The sequence below is a fragment of the Okeania sp. SIO2C9 genome (assembly GCF_010672455.1).
Classification (GTDB): Bacteria; Cyanobacteriota; Cyanobacteriia; order Cyanobacteriales; family Microcoleaceae; genus Okeania.
Genome location: NZ_JAAHGO010000018.1, coordinates 36,374 through 52,778, shown reverse-complemented (window position 1 = coordinate 52,778; position 16,405 = coordinate 36,374). Strand labels below are relative to the sequence as shown.

The following is a 16,405-nucleotide window of genomic DNA, read 5'->3' as shown; positions in this document are numbered from 1 at the left end:
TAGCAAAAATGCGATTAGGCCAGTATTAATTACTTAATAACTGAAGTGTTGCCTAAATAGGGCTTGCTGATTAAATCTAAAAGTATTTACAGATAAAGGTTTTAGCCTTTTTGGGTTCAAAAAAAGTGCCTGTTTTTCAGCTCTTCACGCTCAAAAAGTTAGTATTTTAGGCGCATAGTTGGGCAGAAAAATCATTCTTACAATTCTTACTCCTACCTCCTCGCTTGTTCCCATTTCTCCTGTCTCCTGTCTCCTGTTTCCTGTCTCCTACCCTCACCCATAAGACTTTTTCAGCAAACCCTAAATATAGTATTAATATATGAGAATTGGCATAACAATTAATCATTACATCTCCTGAAAAGGGATAGGATGAGCGAAAATTATTTTTTGTCTTTATTTATTCTTTTAGGGCGAAATTATGTCTTGATAATAAGCAATAAACAAATGAGAGTAAAAACGAAGCCTTTTTTACAAAGAGAAGCTACTGAATGTGGTGCTGCATCTTTGGGTATTATTCTTAAATATTATGGACGTGAAGTTCCTTTAATGGAGTTGCGCGGTAAATGTGGTGTGAGTCGAGATGGTACTAATGCAGGGCAAATTGTGAGAACGGCAAGGGAATATGGTTTAACAGCTAAGGGTGGAAAAAGTACCGTTGAATTCTTAGAAAATATTGATTTACCTGTGATTATTTTTTGGAAATTTAATCATTTTTTGGTAGTAGAAGGTTTTGATAAAAAATTTGCTTATCTTAACGATCCGGCGTTGGGTAGACGCAAGGTTAGTAAGGAAGAATTTGCTAAGTCTTACAGTGGTATTGTTTTGCGGATGGAACCGGGGGAAGAGTTTGTTAAAGGAGGAAAAAAAAGAAATTTTATTGCTTATTTAGCTGTTCGTTTACAAAACTCTAAAAATGCTCTTGTTTTTACTTTTATTGCTGGTTTTTTTCTCAGTTTAATTCGCTTAATTATTCCGGCTTTTAGTTTGGTTTTTGTTGACCAAGTTTTAGTGGAGGGTTTGCAAGATTGGCTCCGCCCTTTACTTGTAGGAATGGCAGTGACAACGATTCTGCAATTTACTGTTGCTAGGATGCAATATATTTTCTTGCGGAAGTTAATTATTAAACTTTCTATTACGATGAATAGTCAGTTTATCTGGCATCTGTTGCGGTTGCCAATGAAATTTTATGCCCAAAGATTTGCTGGAGATATTAGTTCTCGGGCTGCTTTGAATGACCAAACTGTGCAATTATTGAGTCGGGTGGCAAATACTTTAATTGATGCGATAATGTTGGTTTTTTATGCGGTTTTAATGAGTTTTTATAATGGAGTTTTAGCTGGAATTACTATAGTTTTTGGTTTGATTAATGTGGCAGCATTATATTGGCTCCGACAATTGCGGATTGAAGCAAGTTTGAATTTGAGCGAAAAAAAGGGAAGATTATCTGGTTATCTTTTGGGTAGTTTAGGAGGAATTGAAACTCTGAAGGCGGGGGGTTTAGAATCTTATATTTTTGCGCGGATTTTGGGAATATATTCTCAGGTAATGAATGAGGAGCAAAGATTAAATATTCAAACTAAAGTTTTAACTGTTTTGCCAACTTTTTTAAGCACTTTTACTTCTGGGATGATTTTGGTATTAGGAGGGTTAAAAGTAATGGCGGGGGAAATGAGTATAGGGATGTTAGTGGCATTTCAAACTGTAGCTTCTGGTTTTTTAAATCCTCTGGGGGAATTAATTAATTTTGGCAGTAGTTTACAAGAGTTGGAAGCAAGTTTGGAACGTCTTGATGATGTTTTAGATCATCCTATTGATGAAGATATTGAAGTTACTGAAGCTGTAGAAAGTTCTATTTTTGAAGAAGGAAATAAGCTGGAAAAATCAATTCCTGATGCGGTTAATTATGATGCGGAGCAAGATGATGGTGCGGAGCAAGATGATGGTGCGGAGCAAGATGCTGGTGCGGAGCAAGATGCTCCGCCTATATTTTCAATTCCATATTCCCTATTAAAAGGTAAAGTTGAACTCAGAAATATTACTTTTGGTTATAATCCTTTAAAACCTCCATTAATTGAAAATTTTAATTTGTTGATTAAGCCTGGTTCAAGAGTTGCTTTGGTGGGAAAAAGTGGGTCTGGAAAGTCAACTATTGCTAATTTGGTTTGTGGTTTATATGAAGCTAAATTAGGAGAAATTTTATTTGATGATATTGCCCGTCGAGAAATTCCTCGCTCGGTCTTAACAAAGTCTGTGGCAATGGTGGCGCAAGATATATTTTTATTTGAGGGAACGATTCGAGAAAATTTAACTTTATGGAATCCAACTATTAGTAATTCTGCTTTGATTCAAGCTTGTAAGGATGCAAATATTCACGAGTTTATTATGACTTTAACTGGTGGTTATGATGCTAATTTGTTGGAAGGTGGGGTGAATTTATCGGGGGGTCAAAGACAACGTTTGGAAATTGCGAGGGCGTTAGTAAATAATCCTCGGATTTTAATTTTAGATGAGGCAACGAGTAGTTTAGATGCGGAAACTGAAAGAATTATTGATCGTAATTTGCGTCGTCGAGGTTGTGCTTGTATTGTTGTGGCACACCGTTTAAGTACGATTCGAGATTGTGATGAAATTCTGGTTTTAAAGGAAGGAAAAGTATTAGAAAGGGGTACTCATCAACAACTTTGGAATCAGGGTGTTTATTATCGGGAATTATTAGAGGTAGAGGAAGGAAGAAGGAAGAAAGAAGAAGGAAGAAGGAAGGAAGAAGAAGTCACGAGTCGTAGGGACGTTGCATGCAACGTCCGTACAGGAGTCAGAATGAAGGAAGAAGAGAGTTGGGTGTCAGGAATAAATGGAGAAATACAAGAGAAAAATATTTCTGAAAATTCTGTTTTTTCTAATCAGTTATTGACTCAGTTAGAAAGCATAGGAGAAAATTATTTCCTGGAAGGTAATCAACCTCTAATTTTTGAATCTCCACAAATTATCTGGTTAGTAAAATCTGGGGAAGTGGAAATATTTTATTCTCTGGAATCAGCGGGAGAATTAATCGGAAATCGTCATTATTTATTTACAGTTAAACCGGGAGAGTTAATTTTTAATTGCGATGCTCAGACTCAAGGCAAATTATTAGGAATTGCTTTGGATAAAGCTGAATTAGTCCAGATTAATCTTACTAATATAGATTTAACTGAAGATTTGAAGAGTTTGTCTATTCCTCTAGTAGAAAAATGGTTAAACCACCTTTTTATAATTCAAAAGTCAAAATTCAAAAGTCAAAAGTATGAATTTATTACAAGTCAAAATTCTAAAGCCATTTCAATTCAAAAGTCAAAAGTCATTTCAAGTCAAAAGTCAAAAGTCAAAAGTCAAAAATATGAATTTGTAGATGAATCTATCAATTCAATACCAAATGATTTTTCCTTGCCATCTTTTGCCGAATCTGAACATCCTAATTTTTCCCAAATTGTTTCAATTAACAATAACTTTTGCAATTATCTCCAGGAAGCTATTTTGGCAGAAGAACAAACAGAAATATTCAATTCTCAACAACTCAAAACCTATAATCAACGCAGTCAAACAGAAACTATGCAAAATTTTGTTTCTGTCTTATACGACCGAGAAACAACTAACTCCATAACCTCCAACTTTAATGACTTATTATTAATAGCAGTAGGAGCAATAGGTCGCGCCAACCAAATAGAAATTAAACCACCATCTACACAAGCAAAAAATTTCCCAAATATCCCCCCAGAAAAAAAATCTCCTGCTGATTATCAACGAGATTTACAAGAGATTGTTAAAGCTTCCCGGTGTCGAATCCGGACAGTAAAATTAAAAGATAAATGGTGGCAAAAAAAATCTGGTGCTTTGTTAGGTTGGCTAGAATCAGAAAATATACCCGTTGCTTTATTACCCTACAAAAATAACTACCTTCTCTACAACCCAAAAACTCAAACATCTATTCCCATAAATCAAAAAGTTGCTGCTACTTTATCATCAACAGCATTTACTTTTTATCGCCCCTTCCCTTTCCAGGTAAAAAATGTTTGGGAGATATTTTTATTCGCCATCAAAAGTTATGAATGGGATGGAATTAAAGTAATAATTTTAGGCACAATAATCAGTATCATGGGTATGCTTACTCCTCAAGCAAGTGCTATTATTGTTAATAATGCTATTCCTGACAGTGACAAATTATTATTATGGCAAATAGCAATAGGTTTATTTGCCTTTGCTATCGGAAAATCTTTATTTAGTTTGCTCCAAGGAATAATATCTATCAAAGTTTCTCAGGGGATACAAATTAATTTACAATCAGGAATTTATGACCGCCTCTTTCGGCTAAATCCGAATTTTTTCCGAGAATTTAGTTTGGGAGATTTATTAACTCGGATTGCTGCTATTAGTCAGATTAGTAGTTTAATCAATAGTGCCGTTATTACGACGATTTTTACAGGCGTATTTTCCCTCTTAAATTTAGGTTTAATGTTTTTCTATAGCCGAAAATTAGCTTTAATTGTTCTAATTATTGGTTTAATTTCTTTCCTAATAACCTTGATTTCCGGCATAATTTTAATTCGTTTTGAACGAGAACAAGAAAAGCTGAGTGGGAAAATTCAAGGCTTAACCGTACAACTAATAAACGGCATTCAAAAATTACGAGTTGCCGCTGCTGAAGTTAGAGCTTTTGCCGTTTGGGGTAAAAAATATCAACCTCAAATTCAACTTAATAATCGGATTTTTCAGATTAACGATATTATTTCTGTGATTAATAAAGTTGTCTCTCTGGTGACTTCTATATTGATTTATTGGTTTACTATTCAGATTATTATTTCCGCTCAACAAACAGGAACTCCCGCTTTAAATATCGGTACATTTATTGCTTTTAATTCGGCGATGGGTGTGTTTCTTAGTGGCGTAACTTCTTTAAGTAATACTATTACTGATATTATTGGCATTGTGCCTTTGTGGGAAAGAGCAAAAAGTATTTTAGATTCTCCCATTGAATATAACCCTAATTTGGCTCACCCCGGAGAATTACAAGGTGGTATTTCTGTCGAAAATATCACTTTTAGTTATAATCAAAAATCTAAATTAACAACAGAAACTACCGATAAAAATCTCCCAGAAATTAATGTCACCACCGTACTCCATAATATTAGTTTAGAAGTCAAACCAGGAGAATTTGTCGCCATTGTCGGTCCCTCTGGTAGTGGTAAGTCTACTTTATTCCGTTTGTTATTGGGGTTCGAGCAACCACAAACGGGAAATATTTTTTATGATGGTAAAAATTTAGCGGAATTAGACTTAGAGGCAGTTAGACAACAATTAGGAGTAGTGCTGCAAAATGGGAAAGTAATGACGGGTAGTATTTATGAAAATATCAGTAGTGGGGAGTTAGTAAGTCCACAGAAAGCATGGGAAGCAGCTCAGAAAGTAGGTTTTGCAGATGATATTGAAGAAATGCCAATGGGAATGCACACGGTAGTGAGTGAGGGAGGAAGTAACCTTTCTGGGGGGCAACGACAAAGGTTGCTTATTGCCAGGGCGTTAATATTGGAGCCAAAAATTCTTTTGTTTGATGAGGCAACCAGTGCTTTAGATAATAAAACTCAGGCGATCGTGACTGAGAGTTTGGAGCAGTTGAATGTGACGCGGGTGGTTATTGCTCATCGTTTGAGTACCATTCGGAATGCCGATGTTATTTATGTGATGTCTCAGGGGCGAGTTGTGCAGAAGGGGGGGTTTGAGGAGTTGATGGAACAGGAGGGGTTATTTCGGAAATTGGTTAGTCGTCAGTTGGCAAATTAAATTCAAAATTCAAAAGTCAAAATTCAAAAGTAAGAATTTTTCAAGTCAAAAGGTAAAAGCTACACCAGTCCAGTAGGGTGCGTTAGTGGAACGAAGTGGAGTGTAACGCACCCTAAGGGTGCTGTGGCTTGCGTTAGCGATAGCGTAACGCACCCTAACTACTGAAAGAAGGAATATTTACGACAAAATGCGGATGCTATTGTGTGGATAGGGACGGTAAAGTCTATAATTCGTAAAACCGTAAACACGAGGAGAGGAAAAATGGCCAACCGCGAAACTCGAACTAAAACTGAAACTGCCGCAATGGCCTCCGGGGTGAAGAAGGGAGAAGAATATCAAGAACTAGACCTTTTTAGATTTGATAACTGTTAACTAAGGAGACATGGGCAGACCAAAAAGAGAATTCAAAGCAGATTATTCGTACCACATTACGACTCGGTGTATTTTAATCTTGACAAGGCAGTAGTGGCGCGTCAACCTTGAAAGACAGAAAAACGTCTTGACAAAAAGAGCGATCGCTCCACAAAGAGAAAATATCTACTTACCTCGCTCAAGAGCAGATATTTTCTGGGAAAGTCTCTGGCAAATTTTTCACTACCTATATATAAGAGTGAAATTTTCATCTTGTCAGAAAACTGGCAAAAAATCTAGGGGAGGCAAGAGGCGATCGCTCCCTGAGAGAAGAAAATATCTACTTATCTCTAGAAAGAGCAGATATTCTCGAAAAGTCTCCCTCGAAATTTTCGACTATCTATATATAGAAATTTTCATTTCCTCAGAAAAAACAGAAGTTGCTCAAACATCCAATCTCGAAAGACTGAAAAATGTTTTGACAAAATAGAGCGATCGCCCTGTTTCTCTTGATTGATGTTTAATTCATCTGTTGGACAATAGTTAGAACTTTTTGACACAAGCCATTTGATCTCTCCTTCCCGATCGCCCTGTTTCTCTTGATTGATGTTTAATTCATCTGTTGGACAATAGTTAGAATTTTTTGGCACAAGCCATTTGAACTCTCCAGAAAAGAGCTATTGAGGGAGTAAGCAGTAGTGGAAATTTCCTACGCGCAAAAAGTAGCGATCGCTCTGTTTCTTTTGATTGATATTTAATTCATCTGTTGGACAATAGTTAGAATTTTTTTGAGACCAGCCATTTGATATCTCCACAAAAAAGGTATGGAAGAAGTAGACAGTAGTGGAAATTTCCTACGCGCAAAAAGTAGCGATCGCTCTGTTTCTCTTGATTGATATTTAATTCATCTGTTGGACAATAGTTAGAATTTTTTGACACAAGCCATATTTATGGGCACATTCTTCCAGAGTAAACGACAACGGTTGTTAATTGCACGAGCGTTGATATTGCAGCCGAAAATTATTTTGTTTGATGAAGCGACCAGTGCTTTAGATAATAAAACTCAGGCGATCGTGACTGAGAGTTTGGAGCAGTTGAATGTGACTCGCGTTGTTATTGCTCATCGTTTGAGTACCATTCGGAATGCCGATGTTATTTATGTCATATCTCAGGGAAGGGTAGTGCAGAAGGGGGGGTTTGAGGAGTTGATGGAAGAGGAGGGGTTGTTTCGGCGGTTGGTTAGTCGTCAGTTGGCATGAGAAGGGGGGTGATGGGCTACGTTTGCCATATCTTCAGGGTCACATACATCTTAGTATTTTTGGGATCATACACATCTTCATCTTCACATGAGCCAAACACAACTTGAATAATATCAATAGAATGTGAAATGAATAAGAAATGTTCAATATTTGAATATTTGAAAAAAAATTAAGATATATAATAATTATGTGTAAAGCTATAAGGAAAGAAATAAGAAATGGACAACCGAACCACTATGCAACAAACAGTGGAAAAAGCGACCCAAGGGAAAAAAGCGCATAACCCTAAGGGGGTATATGAAGAACTTGACCTTCTGGAACTAGAGAAAGTGGCTGGTAACGGGCGCGGGGGGGCTGGTGGCTCCACATGCATACGGAACGGGCGACCATCCTTGTCGTGTGGGCGCGGGGGGGCTGGTGGCTCCACGTACATACGGAACGGGCGACCGTCCTTACGTCCTTAGGGTGGGCCGATCACACCACCTTCAAGTAACGCACCATTGGCGTTAGCAGAAGTCTAGTAGTGGACTGTTTCATCTAAAACTGTGCATTAGATTTGTCATTGCGAACGACAGTGAAGCAATCTCCAGACACTTTTCTATTGCAACATTTAAGATTAAACAGTCCACAAAAAATCTCTACTTACCTCTAGAAACAGCAAATATTCTGGAAAAGTATCTGGCAAATTTTTCACTACCTATATATAGAAGTGAAATTTTCATCTCTGACAAAAACTGGCAAAAAGTCGAGGGAAGGCATGAGGCGATCGCTCCCTGAGAGAAGAAAATATCTACTTATCTCTAGAAAGAGCAGATATTCTGGAAAAGTATCTGGCAAATTTTTCACTACCTATATATAGAAGTGAAATTTTCATCTCTGACAAAAACTGGTAAAAAGTTGAGGGTCTGGTTGAGGTGATCGCTCCACTTCAAAAAATATCTACTTATCTCTTGATTGAGCAAATATCTGGAAAAGTCTCTGGCAAATTTTTGACTATCTATATATAGAAGTAAAATTTTCATCTCTTAGGAAAAATGGCAAAAAGTTGAGGAGAGGGTTGAGGCGATCGCTTATCTATATATAGAAGTGAAATTTTCATCACAATTAGTTATTCTTGGTCATTTAATAGTATAGTTTTTTTAATAATTTACTTTTGGGAATAAAACCAATGCCTGAAGTTGCCAGATTTTACGGAATTATCATTAAATTATTTTTTGCCGACCATCCTCCTCCTCATTTTCATGCAATTTATGGAGAATATAATGCTCTATTTAATCTAGAAACTTTGGAAATTATTGAAGGTGATTTGCCAAATAGAGCCACAAAAATGGTAGTAGAATGGGCATCAATGTATGAAACAGAATTATTACAAATGTGGAATACCCAAGAATTTAGAAAATTACCACCATTAAAATAAATTATCAAATAAAATTTATGCTCTATCCCAAAATTCAATCAGCTCAAGTAGTCGATAACTACACTTTATTAGTACATTTCTCTAATTACCAGACAAGAAAGTATAACATTCAAAAATTATTAGATAAACCAATGTTCTTTCCACTAAAAAACTTTGCTTTCTTCAAAAATTTTCAAATAGATCCATCAGGGAGTGGAATTATTTGGAACGATGAAATTGATATAAGTGAGTATGAAATTTGGGTTAATGGTTCAGAAGAAAAATTTTAATCTTTTATGGATATTAGTCATTAAAAAAATCAATTCCAAATCCGATTAACATTATATTGGTCAAAAATAGAATCTCGACTCAAGATAGGTATTTTTTCTGTAATAGCTTGAGCTATTAATAATCTATCAAAAGGGTCATTATGGTGAAAAGGTAAGTTACTAACTAACGATAAATGTTTTAATTTTATCGGCAAAGTTGCAAAATCTTCTAATTTAATTTTTTCCTCAATATAAGGCTCTAAGGGTAAAGTTAAAGTTAACTTTCCCTTGCTTTGTTTAATAGCCATCTCCCAGACACTAGCTAAACTAATTAGTTTTTGATGTGTCGGGTTTTCCATTAAAATACGTCCAGTATCACTTAAATTAGAGCTACCAGTAAAGAACCAAATCAGGCTATGAGTATCTAATAAGAGTCGCATTACATATATTCTTTGAAGTCTACCAAAGGCTCATCAAAATCATCACTAATAGAAATACGGTCGCGATCGCTACCAAACAAAGGAGGTCGTTTTGTTTGAGGTTTAGCAGATATTAATTTTACCATTGGTTGGTGATTTTTAGTAATAATAATTTCTTTTCCTTCCGCAGCCATTTCTAGCAATTGATTGATTTGTAATACAGCTTGATTAATATCTATAGTTTCCATATTTTCACATTAAAAGTTAAAAGTAATTAAATTTTAAGTCAAAAGTCAAAGGCAATGAACTTGAGCCAGGAAAAATTCTTATTTTAGCAATTATCAGAATGTAAGATGAACTAAGCTATTTATTAGGAATAGCTAAATTCTAACATAACAAGGAGCCGAAGTCCATGTCCTACAGTGAATTTAAAACCATAGCTGAAGTGAGCGATCGCTTTGATTTGACAGTAGACGAATCAAAAAATTTATTTGCTGACATTGCTCCTGTAAAAGTAAGCGAATTTCTGCAACAAATCTTAGAAAGAAATATTCCTCTGGCAAGTGCTATCAATACAGAAAAAGCCCGTTCTGAACTTTTAATTGCCCCTACCCTATTAGAAATTCGACATATATATAAAAATGAAGTAGGTTTTTTTTCTGGTTCAGAATTCAATATCGATTCTGAGTTAGGATTAAACGGTTATTGTGACTTTATTTTAACAGCTTCAAGAGAAATTTATGAAATATGTCGTCCAGTGTTGACATTAGTTGAAGCCAAGAATGAAAATATTAAAGGAGGTTTACCCCAGTGTATGGCTGAAATGATTGCTGCTCAAAAATTTAACTTGAGAGATAATATCAATTTGCCCATTTATGGAGCTGTAACAACAGGGATAATCTGGCAGTTTCTAATCTTAGAAGGTAATCTCCTCTGTATCGATTTGCGAGAATATTACATCAGAGACACCGACAAACTTTTAGCTATTTTATCTCATCCGTTTCAGACATTAAAGTAAATTATCACTCTAAATTTATGCTCTATCCTAAAATAAAATAAGCTCAAGTAGTCGATAACTACACCTTATTCGTGCATTTCTCCAATAACCAGACAAGAAAGTATAATATTCAAAAATTATTAGATAAACCAATGTTCTTGCCACTAAAAAACTTTGCTTTCTTCAAAAATTTTCAAATAGATTCATCAGGAAGTGGAATTATTTGGAACGATGAAATTGATATAAGTGAATATGAAATTTGGATTAATGGTACAGAAGAAAAATTTTAATCTTTTATGGATATTAGTCATGCAAAAAATTAGTTCCAAATCCAATTGAAAATACAGTAGTCCTAAATGGATTTTAACATTTTACCGTAGGGATTTGGAAAGCAAATCCCACTTTTCCTTGGATTTGGAGACCCAACCCCTACAGTATTATAAAAATGATAACCCCGTAGGGACGTTGCATAACAAAGGTGAGGTACACCCACGCGAGCAAGATGCTCGCACTGAGAAAATTTAATTATTAATATCTGTATTTCATATACTTGGAATCTGCTGTAACTTAAAAAACTGACTTTTGACTTTTGACTTTTGATTTGACATGGCTTTTGACTTAAAAATTTTTACTTCTGACTTCTGACTTCAAACTTCTGACTTCTAAATCCCAGTCCACTCCCTTAAAATTGGTAAAACAAAAGTAATAGGCGCTCTTTCCTCAACTCTTACTCGTGCTGTTATAGTCGTACCAGCAGTTAATTTTTGTTGAGGTCCTTTACTTGAAGACCATTCATAACTACTAAAAGTATTATCATCTTTTTTCAGTTGAACATAAGCTTCAACTTGCCCTCCACTTTCCCCAATAATATTCTCTACAATTTCTGGATTTCCTACTACAAAACTTGCACCTTCTTTAGTCACAGGAAAATTAGAAATAGAAGTAATATTCCCAATAATCCCGCCAAATCTTTCCCGTTTCACAGTATCAGGAGTAATATGAATTTCCATATCAGACTTAATCCGCTTGCCATCTTGAACAGGGAAATAACTAACCGCTACTAATTCAGATGTAGACTTTCCTTGAACATTAATTTTACCCAGAGAAGTACCAGGACTTACATATTGTCCGACAGTGCTTTTAATTTCCAAAATACATCCATCTATCGGACTCAGAATTTTACTATTATCAGCCACCTGTTTTTCTAGTTGAGCAATTTCTCGGTTAACTTCTGCTATTTGATTTTTGCGACTATTAACTGCTTCTAAATTTTCTTGTTCCAAACGTTTTCTCTGGGTATCTAAATCCCGTAAATCTACATTTAATTGCGCAATTGTATTCTGATTTTCCAAATACTTTTCCATAGCTTCCGTTTCTTGCAATTTAACTTGCTGCAACTGCACCTTTATCTCATTAATTTGATTCTGATTATCCAGAAATTGTTTAGAATTTTCAGTCCTTTGTGAATCTAATGCCTGTAATTGAGTTTCAATTTCTCTAATAGTATTAATATTATCCAAATATCTCTGATTAGTTTCTACTTCCTCAAACTCTAAATCCTTGATTTGATCTTCAATTTCGCTAATATTACTGAAATTTTGTAAATATTTTTCAGTAGTTTCTGCTTCCTGTACTTCTACTTGTCTTAATTCAGCTTCAATTTGAGCAATAGACTGTAAATTTTGCCGAAATTCTTGTTCTGTTTGTAATAAATTATCTTGAGAAATAGCACCCTCATCAAATAATTCTTGGCGTTCTGTTAGTCTCTTTTGAAAAACAGGAACTAACTCTTGAGCATCCTTCAAACGTTGCTGTAAACTTTCTCGTTGTTGTTGCAATGCCAGTTCATTTTTCTCCCGCAAAACAGGAGTTAAATTTTGAGCATTTTCTAACCTTTGCTGAAGAGTAACTTTTTGTTCAGCGATAACTTGTAATTTTTTATCCCTCAATTCGGGAGTTAATTTTTGAGCATCTCGCAAACGTTTTTCTAAACTTGTTCGTTGTTGGTTAATTTCCTGTAATTTTTCCTCTTTTAATATTGGAGTAACAGCTTGCATATCCTGTAAACGTTGCTCCAAAGTCTGACGTTTTTCCCGGAGTGCTTTTAAAGTATTATTTTGTAGGGTAGGAGTAAGATTTTGAGTATCTTGCAAACGTTGTTTTAAACTTTCAGCTTTACTTGTCAAACCATCTATTTCTAATTCAGTGCGTTGACTTTCTAACTGTTGAGTATCTACCGCTTGAGTTTGGAGAAGAATTAGCTTTTGCTGTTGTAACTCTAACTGTTTTTTGAGCTTAGATGGATCGATAGTTGCCAGTACATCATCTTTTTTTACACACTCTCCATCTCTAATTTTCAGAGATTCTAAATTACCTTGAATTGCTGATTGAAATTCTACTACTTGTCGGGGGCGAATTAATACTCCTTTCCCAGTTACAGTAATAGGTATTTTCCCAAAAATACTCCATGAGATACCAACTAATACTAGACCGCCGAATATGGCAAAAGATAGCCAGTCTTTGATAGTAACTACTTGTATTAATTGGTCAAATTCTTCTGGGGAAGATATCTGTTCCCATGAATCTTGAGAAAACATACGGCGTTTTGGGGAGTCGGTCATTTCAGTTATTAGTAAAGGGAGTAGGGAGTAGTCATACCGTTTCACGGAAGTTAGAAGTCAAAAATCAGAAGTCAGAAGTGAAAGTCTATAAACTTAAAGTAATGGTTATACACTAATTTCAGCTTATTCTTTCACAGAAGTATAATTGTGACATCTTTAAAGTGAATTGGTATCAGTTTAGTAGGTTGGGTTAAGCGTATCTAGCAACCCAACAGGTATAACTTTACACTAGATTTTATATAATACCAATTCCCAAAAATAATACTATACTTCATCAAGGCTTCAGTTATTAAGTAATAATAATAGTTCAGTAATGTTTGTAACGATTATAGACATTAAACCAAGATATCTTTTGCCTTTGAAGAATTGATGACACGCTCTACAATAATTGATTTGATTTTTGAGGAATTGGAAATGTCTTTTGAGGAAAAGATAAAAGATATAAGTTAAGTAATAATAGCGTACACCTAAATTTTTAGAGATGCGCTTAGGGATTCTATAAAACCACCGTAAGCATTCAGCTATTAGCAGTCAGCTTTTCCTGCGGAATGCTGCGCAAACAGCAACAAGACTTTCTCTTTAAGAATAGTGTTGAAATTAACAACTGACTTTAAAGTCAAGGGAACCAATTTTTTGTAGTAAGACAATTAAATATTGCTTTGATCGTAAACTAAAACCAATAGCTGATAGCTGATGGCTGACAGCTGAATGCTTACAAACCACCTAAAACCTATCATCTAAATTCTTAATTTGAGCTGCTTCTAAAATCAAACGTTTTTCCGCACGAGCGATTGAATTATAAGTTTTATCCACAGCATCAACATTAACAGAAATAGAAGTAATACCCCACCTAATTAAATTATCTATTATTTCTGGATATAAAGCAGGAGCATCACCACAAATAGAACAAGGAATACCAGAAATTTTAGCCTGATAAATTAATTGTTGAATGGCTCTCATTACTGCTGGTTTACGAGTATCAAAAGCACTTGCCATTTGTTCTTCTTCTCGGTCTACACCTAACAATAATTGAGTTAAATCATTAGTGCCAATAGCAATACCCCGAACACCAGCTTTCACATATTCAGGTATTAAGAATAAAACTGATGGTACTTCTGCCATAATCCAAATTTGGAAATTATTAGGTCGATTTTCCCATTTAGTTTGAATACGACTATGACAAAATTGAAATTCTTCTACAGAACGTACAAATGGTAAGATTAAATGAACGTTAGTATAACCCAATTCATATACTTGAGATAAAATATCTATTTCTAAATCTAGTAAATTTGGTTCTAGCATATAACTAAATGTACCGTGTCGTCCTAGTATAGGATTAGAATAATTAGTCCGATGATTATGAAGATTTGACTTGGTCTGGTTATCTTGATTTTCAGAATAATTAGTTATAAATTCTTCTGGCATTTTAGTAAATGTTTTTTCCCCATCGCTAGAGTTAAATAATGCTAAATCAAGAGAACGATAAAAGACTGGTTTAGGAGTAAAAGCTACAGCAAATTGACTAAGCTTTTTCACAATTAGACCGACCAATTCTGGTTGACGACCTTGTTGTATCCACCATAAAGGATGATGATTTTCTAAAAGTTCAATAGCCATTAACTCTGACCGTAATAATCCTACTCCATCTATCAGCGAATCTGGAACTTTTTTAATTGAATTAATTTGACTGAGATTAACGAACAGTTTAGTTCCTATTGGTGGTAAATTTTGATTTTTCAGAGAATTTTCTACTACTGGCATCTCAAATTTATGAGGATAATAGTTATCTTCTTTTGCCAGATATATTGCCCCATTATTACCATCAATGAATAAATGGTCGCCTGTTTTAATTATATTGGTAGAATTAGTCGCTCCTACAATAGCAGGAATCCCAATTTCTCTAGCTAAAATTGCAGCATGACTTGTGATACCGCCCTGTTCAGAAATAATTCCAGAAGCTTTTTTCAGTAATGGTAAATAACTCGGAATAATTACAGCTACAACTACAATTGCTTTGTCAGGAAATTCTTCTACTTCTGGAGGAATATTTTTAATAACTATAGCTTTAGCTGTTACTTTTCCTGATGATGCTACTATGCCTTTGACAATAGGATGTTTAGTATTAGGAATAGATATTGATTTTTCTTCTTTTGCTGATTGTGGCAATTGTGCCAAAATTTTATCCTCTTGTGGAAATCTTTCAAAATCTGTAATTAAGAGTTCAAATTTTGCATCATTAGACCTTTGGAAAAAACTCCATTTTACTCCGAAATTAGTACCAATATTATTGGCTATATCCTGAGTTAATTGAATTAATGATTGTAATTGCTTTTCCTCTAAAACGAATTCTTTTTGTAGTTCTTCTGGCAATAAAAAAATTTGCAGTGCTGCTAAAGTTTTGGGAAGAGGAATTTGAGTATGATAATTTCCTTGCCATGTATCTGTATCCCTAACTTTAATAGTTCTTGCATCAAGGTTATAAGCAATAATTTTATTACCTAACTTCTTGTTTTCTACAGTGCAATTTTCAGCAGAAATTATATAAGAATCAGGGAGAACTTGTCCCAGCTCAATAGATACTCCTAAACCATGAGTTGCTTGAATTTTCCAACTATTAGTAAAAACTTGAATATTTCCCGAAGCGATCGCTGACTGTACGGGTTGTACTATAACTACTGGTTGAAGTTGTGGAATTTCAACTTGCTGACTATTCCAATATAATAAACTTTTAGCATTAAATATTTCTGCCCAGATTTGTTTAATTCCTGGGACAAATTCTTCCGGTCTAGTTTGAGAAATTATTGGTTCTAATATGCCTAAAGTTTTTAGGTAAGGAGATGCTAAGTCAAGGTTAAAACTTAAGACTTCGGCATTGAGATTCTTAATCGCATATTCTAGAGATAATAATAACTCGGATGGTAAATCTGTAGATGCAATATTGTAGTTAATTGATTGAGAAATTTGTTGTAATTGTTGATAGTTATTGACATTAAAATGTAATGCAGAATTGGGGAAGTCAGTTAATAATGGGTCAGACCAATCAATATGTTGTAAAAATTGCCAAAAGCTATTTGCTGGAATGACAAAACCAGGAATAATTGGATAACCTTGCTTCATAAGGTGAGCTAAATAAAAAGCTCTTTCTCCCACTGTTTTCCAGTCTGAGGATTTAATTTGATCTAGCCAGTAAAACTTATAGTTCATAAAAATATAGTCACATAATATAAAATCCGGTTATACAATAATCGCAAAATCACTTCCTAAACTAACCGAATAATT

11 protein-coding genes and 1 pseudogene are annotated in these 16,405 nt (G+C 34.7%); 6 read left to right on the top strand and 6 right to left on the bottom strand.

The window, feature by feature from the left end:
* Nucleotides 1-444 precede the first annotated feature (444 nt).
* Nucleotides 445-5,814, top strand: coding sequence for an NHLP family bacteriocin export ABC transporter peptidase/permease/ATPase subunit (locus F6K23_RS16475; protein ID WP_293157500.1), 5,370 nt, complete (start codon nt 445-447; stop codon nt 5,812-5,814).
* Nucleotides 5,815-6,287: 473 nt separating this feature from the next.
* Here the strand turns inward: F6K23_RS16475 and F6K23_RS16470 are convergent, their stop codons facing one another.
* Together F6K23_RS16470 and F6K23_RS16465 are read right to left on the bottom strand one after the other, a co-directional pair.
* A complete protein-coding gene (locus tag F6K23_RS16470) occupies nt 6,288-6,437 on the bottom strand; it encodes a hypothetical protein (RefSeq protein ID WP_293157497.1) in 150 nt (49 codons plus the stop codon).
* 144 nt (nt 6,438-6,581) lie between these two features.
* A complete protein-coding gene (locus F6K23_RS16465) occupies nt 6,582-6,815 on the bottom strand; it encodes a hypothetical protein (RefSeq protein WP_293157494.1) in 234 nt (77 codons plus the stop codon).
* 282 nt (nt 6,816-7,097) lie between these two features.
* Here F6K23_RS16465 and F6K23_RS16460 point away from each other — a divergent pair, with 282 nt between their 5' ends.
* From F6K23_RS16460 to F6K23_RS16450, 3 genes are all read left to right on the top strand, one after another.
* On the top strand, nt 7,098-7,424 hold the full coding sequence (locus F6K23_RS16460; RefSeq protein WP_293157491.1) for a hypothetical protein: 327 nt from the start codon (nt 7,098-7,100) through the stop codon (nt 7,422-7,424).
* Between the two features lie 1,168 nt (nt 7,425-8,592).
* Nucleotides 8,593-8,841, top strand: a complete 249-nt coding sequence (locus tag F6K23_RS16455; protein ID WP_293157488.1) for a DUF4160 domain-containing protein — start codon at nt 8,593-8,595, stop codon at nt 8,839-8,841.
* A 17-nt stretch (nt 8,842-8,858) separates the two neighbouring features.
* A complete protein-coding gene (locus tag F6K23_RS16450; RefSeq protein ID WP_293157485.1) occupies nt 8,859-9,110 on the top strand; it encodes a DUF2442 domain-containing protein in 252 nt (83 codons plus the stop codon).
* 29 nt (nt 9,111-9,139) lie between these two features.
* Here F6K23_RS16450 and F6K23_RS16445 read toward each other — a convergent pair whose 3' ends face one another.
* Complete coding sequence (locus F6K23_RS16445) at nt 9,140-9,529, bottom strand: type II toxin-antitoxin system VapC family toxin (RefSeq protein ID WP_293157482.1); 390 nt, start codon at nt 9,527-9,529, stop codon at nt 9,140-9,142.
* Nucleotides 9,529-9,756, bottom strand: a complete 228-nt coding sequence (locus tag F6K23_RS16440) for a type II toxin-antitoxin system Phd/YefM family antitoxin (protein WP_293157479.1) — start codon at nt 9,754-9,756, stop codon at nt 9,529-9,531. Before F6K23_RS16440 ends, F6K23_RS16445 begins: the two co-directional genes overlap by 1 nt.
* 164 nt (nt 9,757-9,920) lie before the next feature.
* Here F6K23_RS16440 and F6K23_RS16435 point away from each other — a divergent pair, with 164 nt between their 5' ends.
* Both F6K23_RS16435 and F6K23_RS16430 read left to right on the top strand, forming a co-directional pair.
* A complete protein-coding gene (locus tag F6K23_RS16435; RefSeq protein WP_293157476.1) occupies nt 9,921-10,526 on the top strand; it encodes a hypothetical protein in 606 nt (201 codons plus the stop codon).
* Nucleotides 10,527-10,585: 59 nt separating this feature from the next.
* Nucleotides 10,586-10,795: pseudogene (locus F6K23_RS16430) on the top strand (DUF2442 domain-containing protein); the annotation flags it as partial.
* A 372-nt stretch (nt 10,796-11,167) separates the two neighbouring features.
* Here the strand turns inward: F6K23_RS16430 and F6K23_RS16425 are convergent.
* Nucleotides 11,168-13,126, bottom strand: coding sequence for an NHLP bacteriocin system secretion protein (locus tag F6K23_RS16425; RefSeq protein ID WP_293157473.1), 1,959 nt, complete (start codon nt 13,124-13,126; stop codon nt 11,168-11,170).
* Nucleotides 13,127-13,849: 723 nt separating this feature from the next.
* Nucleotides 13,850-16,330, bottom strand: coding sequence for a putative PEP-binding protein (locus F6K23_RS16420; protein WP_293157470.1), 2,481 nt, complete (start codon nt 16,328-16,330; stop codon nt 13,850-13,852).
* Nucleotides 16,331-16,405 lie beyond the last annotated feature (75 nt).

Bases quoted from the DNA above. Each gene is read 5' to 3' on its own strand.
- F6K23_RS16435 (WP_293157476.1), top strand. From the start codon at position 9,921: ATGTCCTACAGTGAATTTAAAACCATAGCTGAAGTGAGCGATCGCTTT.
- F6K23_RS16440 (WP_293157479.1), bottom strand. From the start codon at position 9,756: ATGGAAACTATAGATATTAATCAAGCTGTATTACAAATCAATCAATTG.
- F6K23_RS16425 (WP_293157473.1), bottom strand. From the start codon at position 13,126: ATGACCGACTCCCCAAAACGCCGTATGTTTTCTCAAGATTCATGGGAA.
- F6K23_RS16450 (WP_293157485.1), top strand. From the start codon at position 8,859: ATGCTCTATCCCAAAATTCAATCAGCTCAAGTAGTCGATAACTACACT.
- F6K23_RS16475 (WP_293157500.1), top strand. From the start codon at position 445: ATGAGAGTAAAAACGAAGCCTTTTTTACAAAGAGAAGCTACTGAATGT.
- F6K23_RS16420 (WP_293157470.1), bottom strand. From the start codon at position 16,330: ATGAACTATAAGTTTTACTGGCTAGATCAAATTAAATCCTCAGACTGG.
- F6K23_RS16445 (WP_293157482.1), bottom strand. From the start codon at position 9,529: ATGCGACTCTTATTAGATACTCATAGCCTGATTTGGTTCTTTACTGGT.
- F6K23_RS16455 (WP_293157488.1), top strand. From the start codon at position 8,593: ATGCCTGAAGTTGCCAGATTTTACGGAATTATCATTAAATTATTTTTT.
- F6K23_RS16470 (WP_293157497.1), bottom strand. From the start codon at position 6,437: ATGAAAATTTCACTCTTATATATAGGTAGTGAAAAATTTGCCAGAGAC.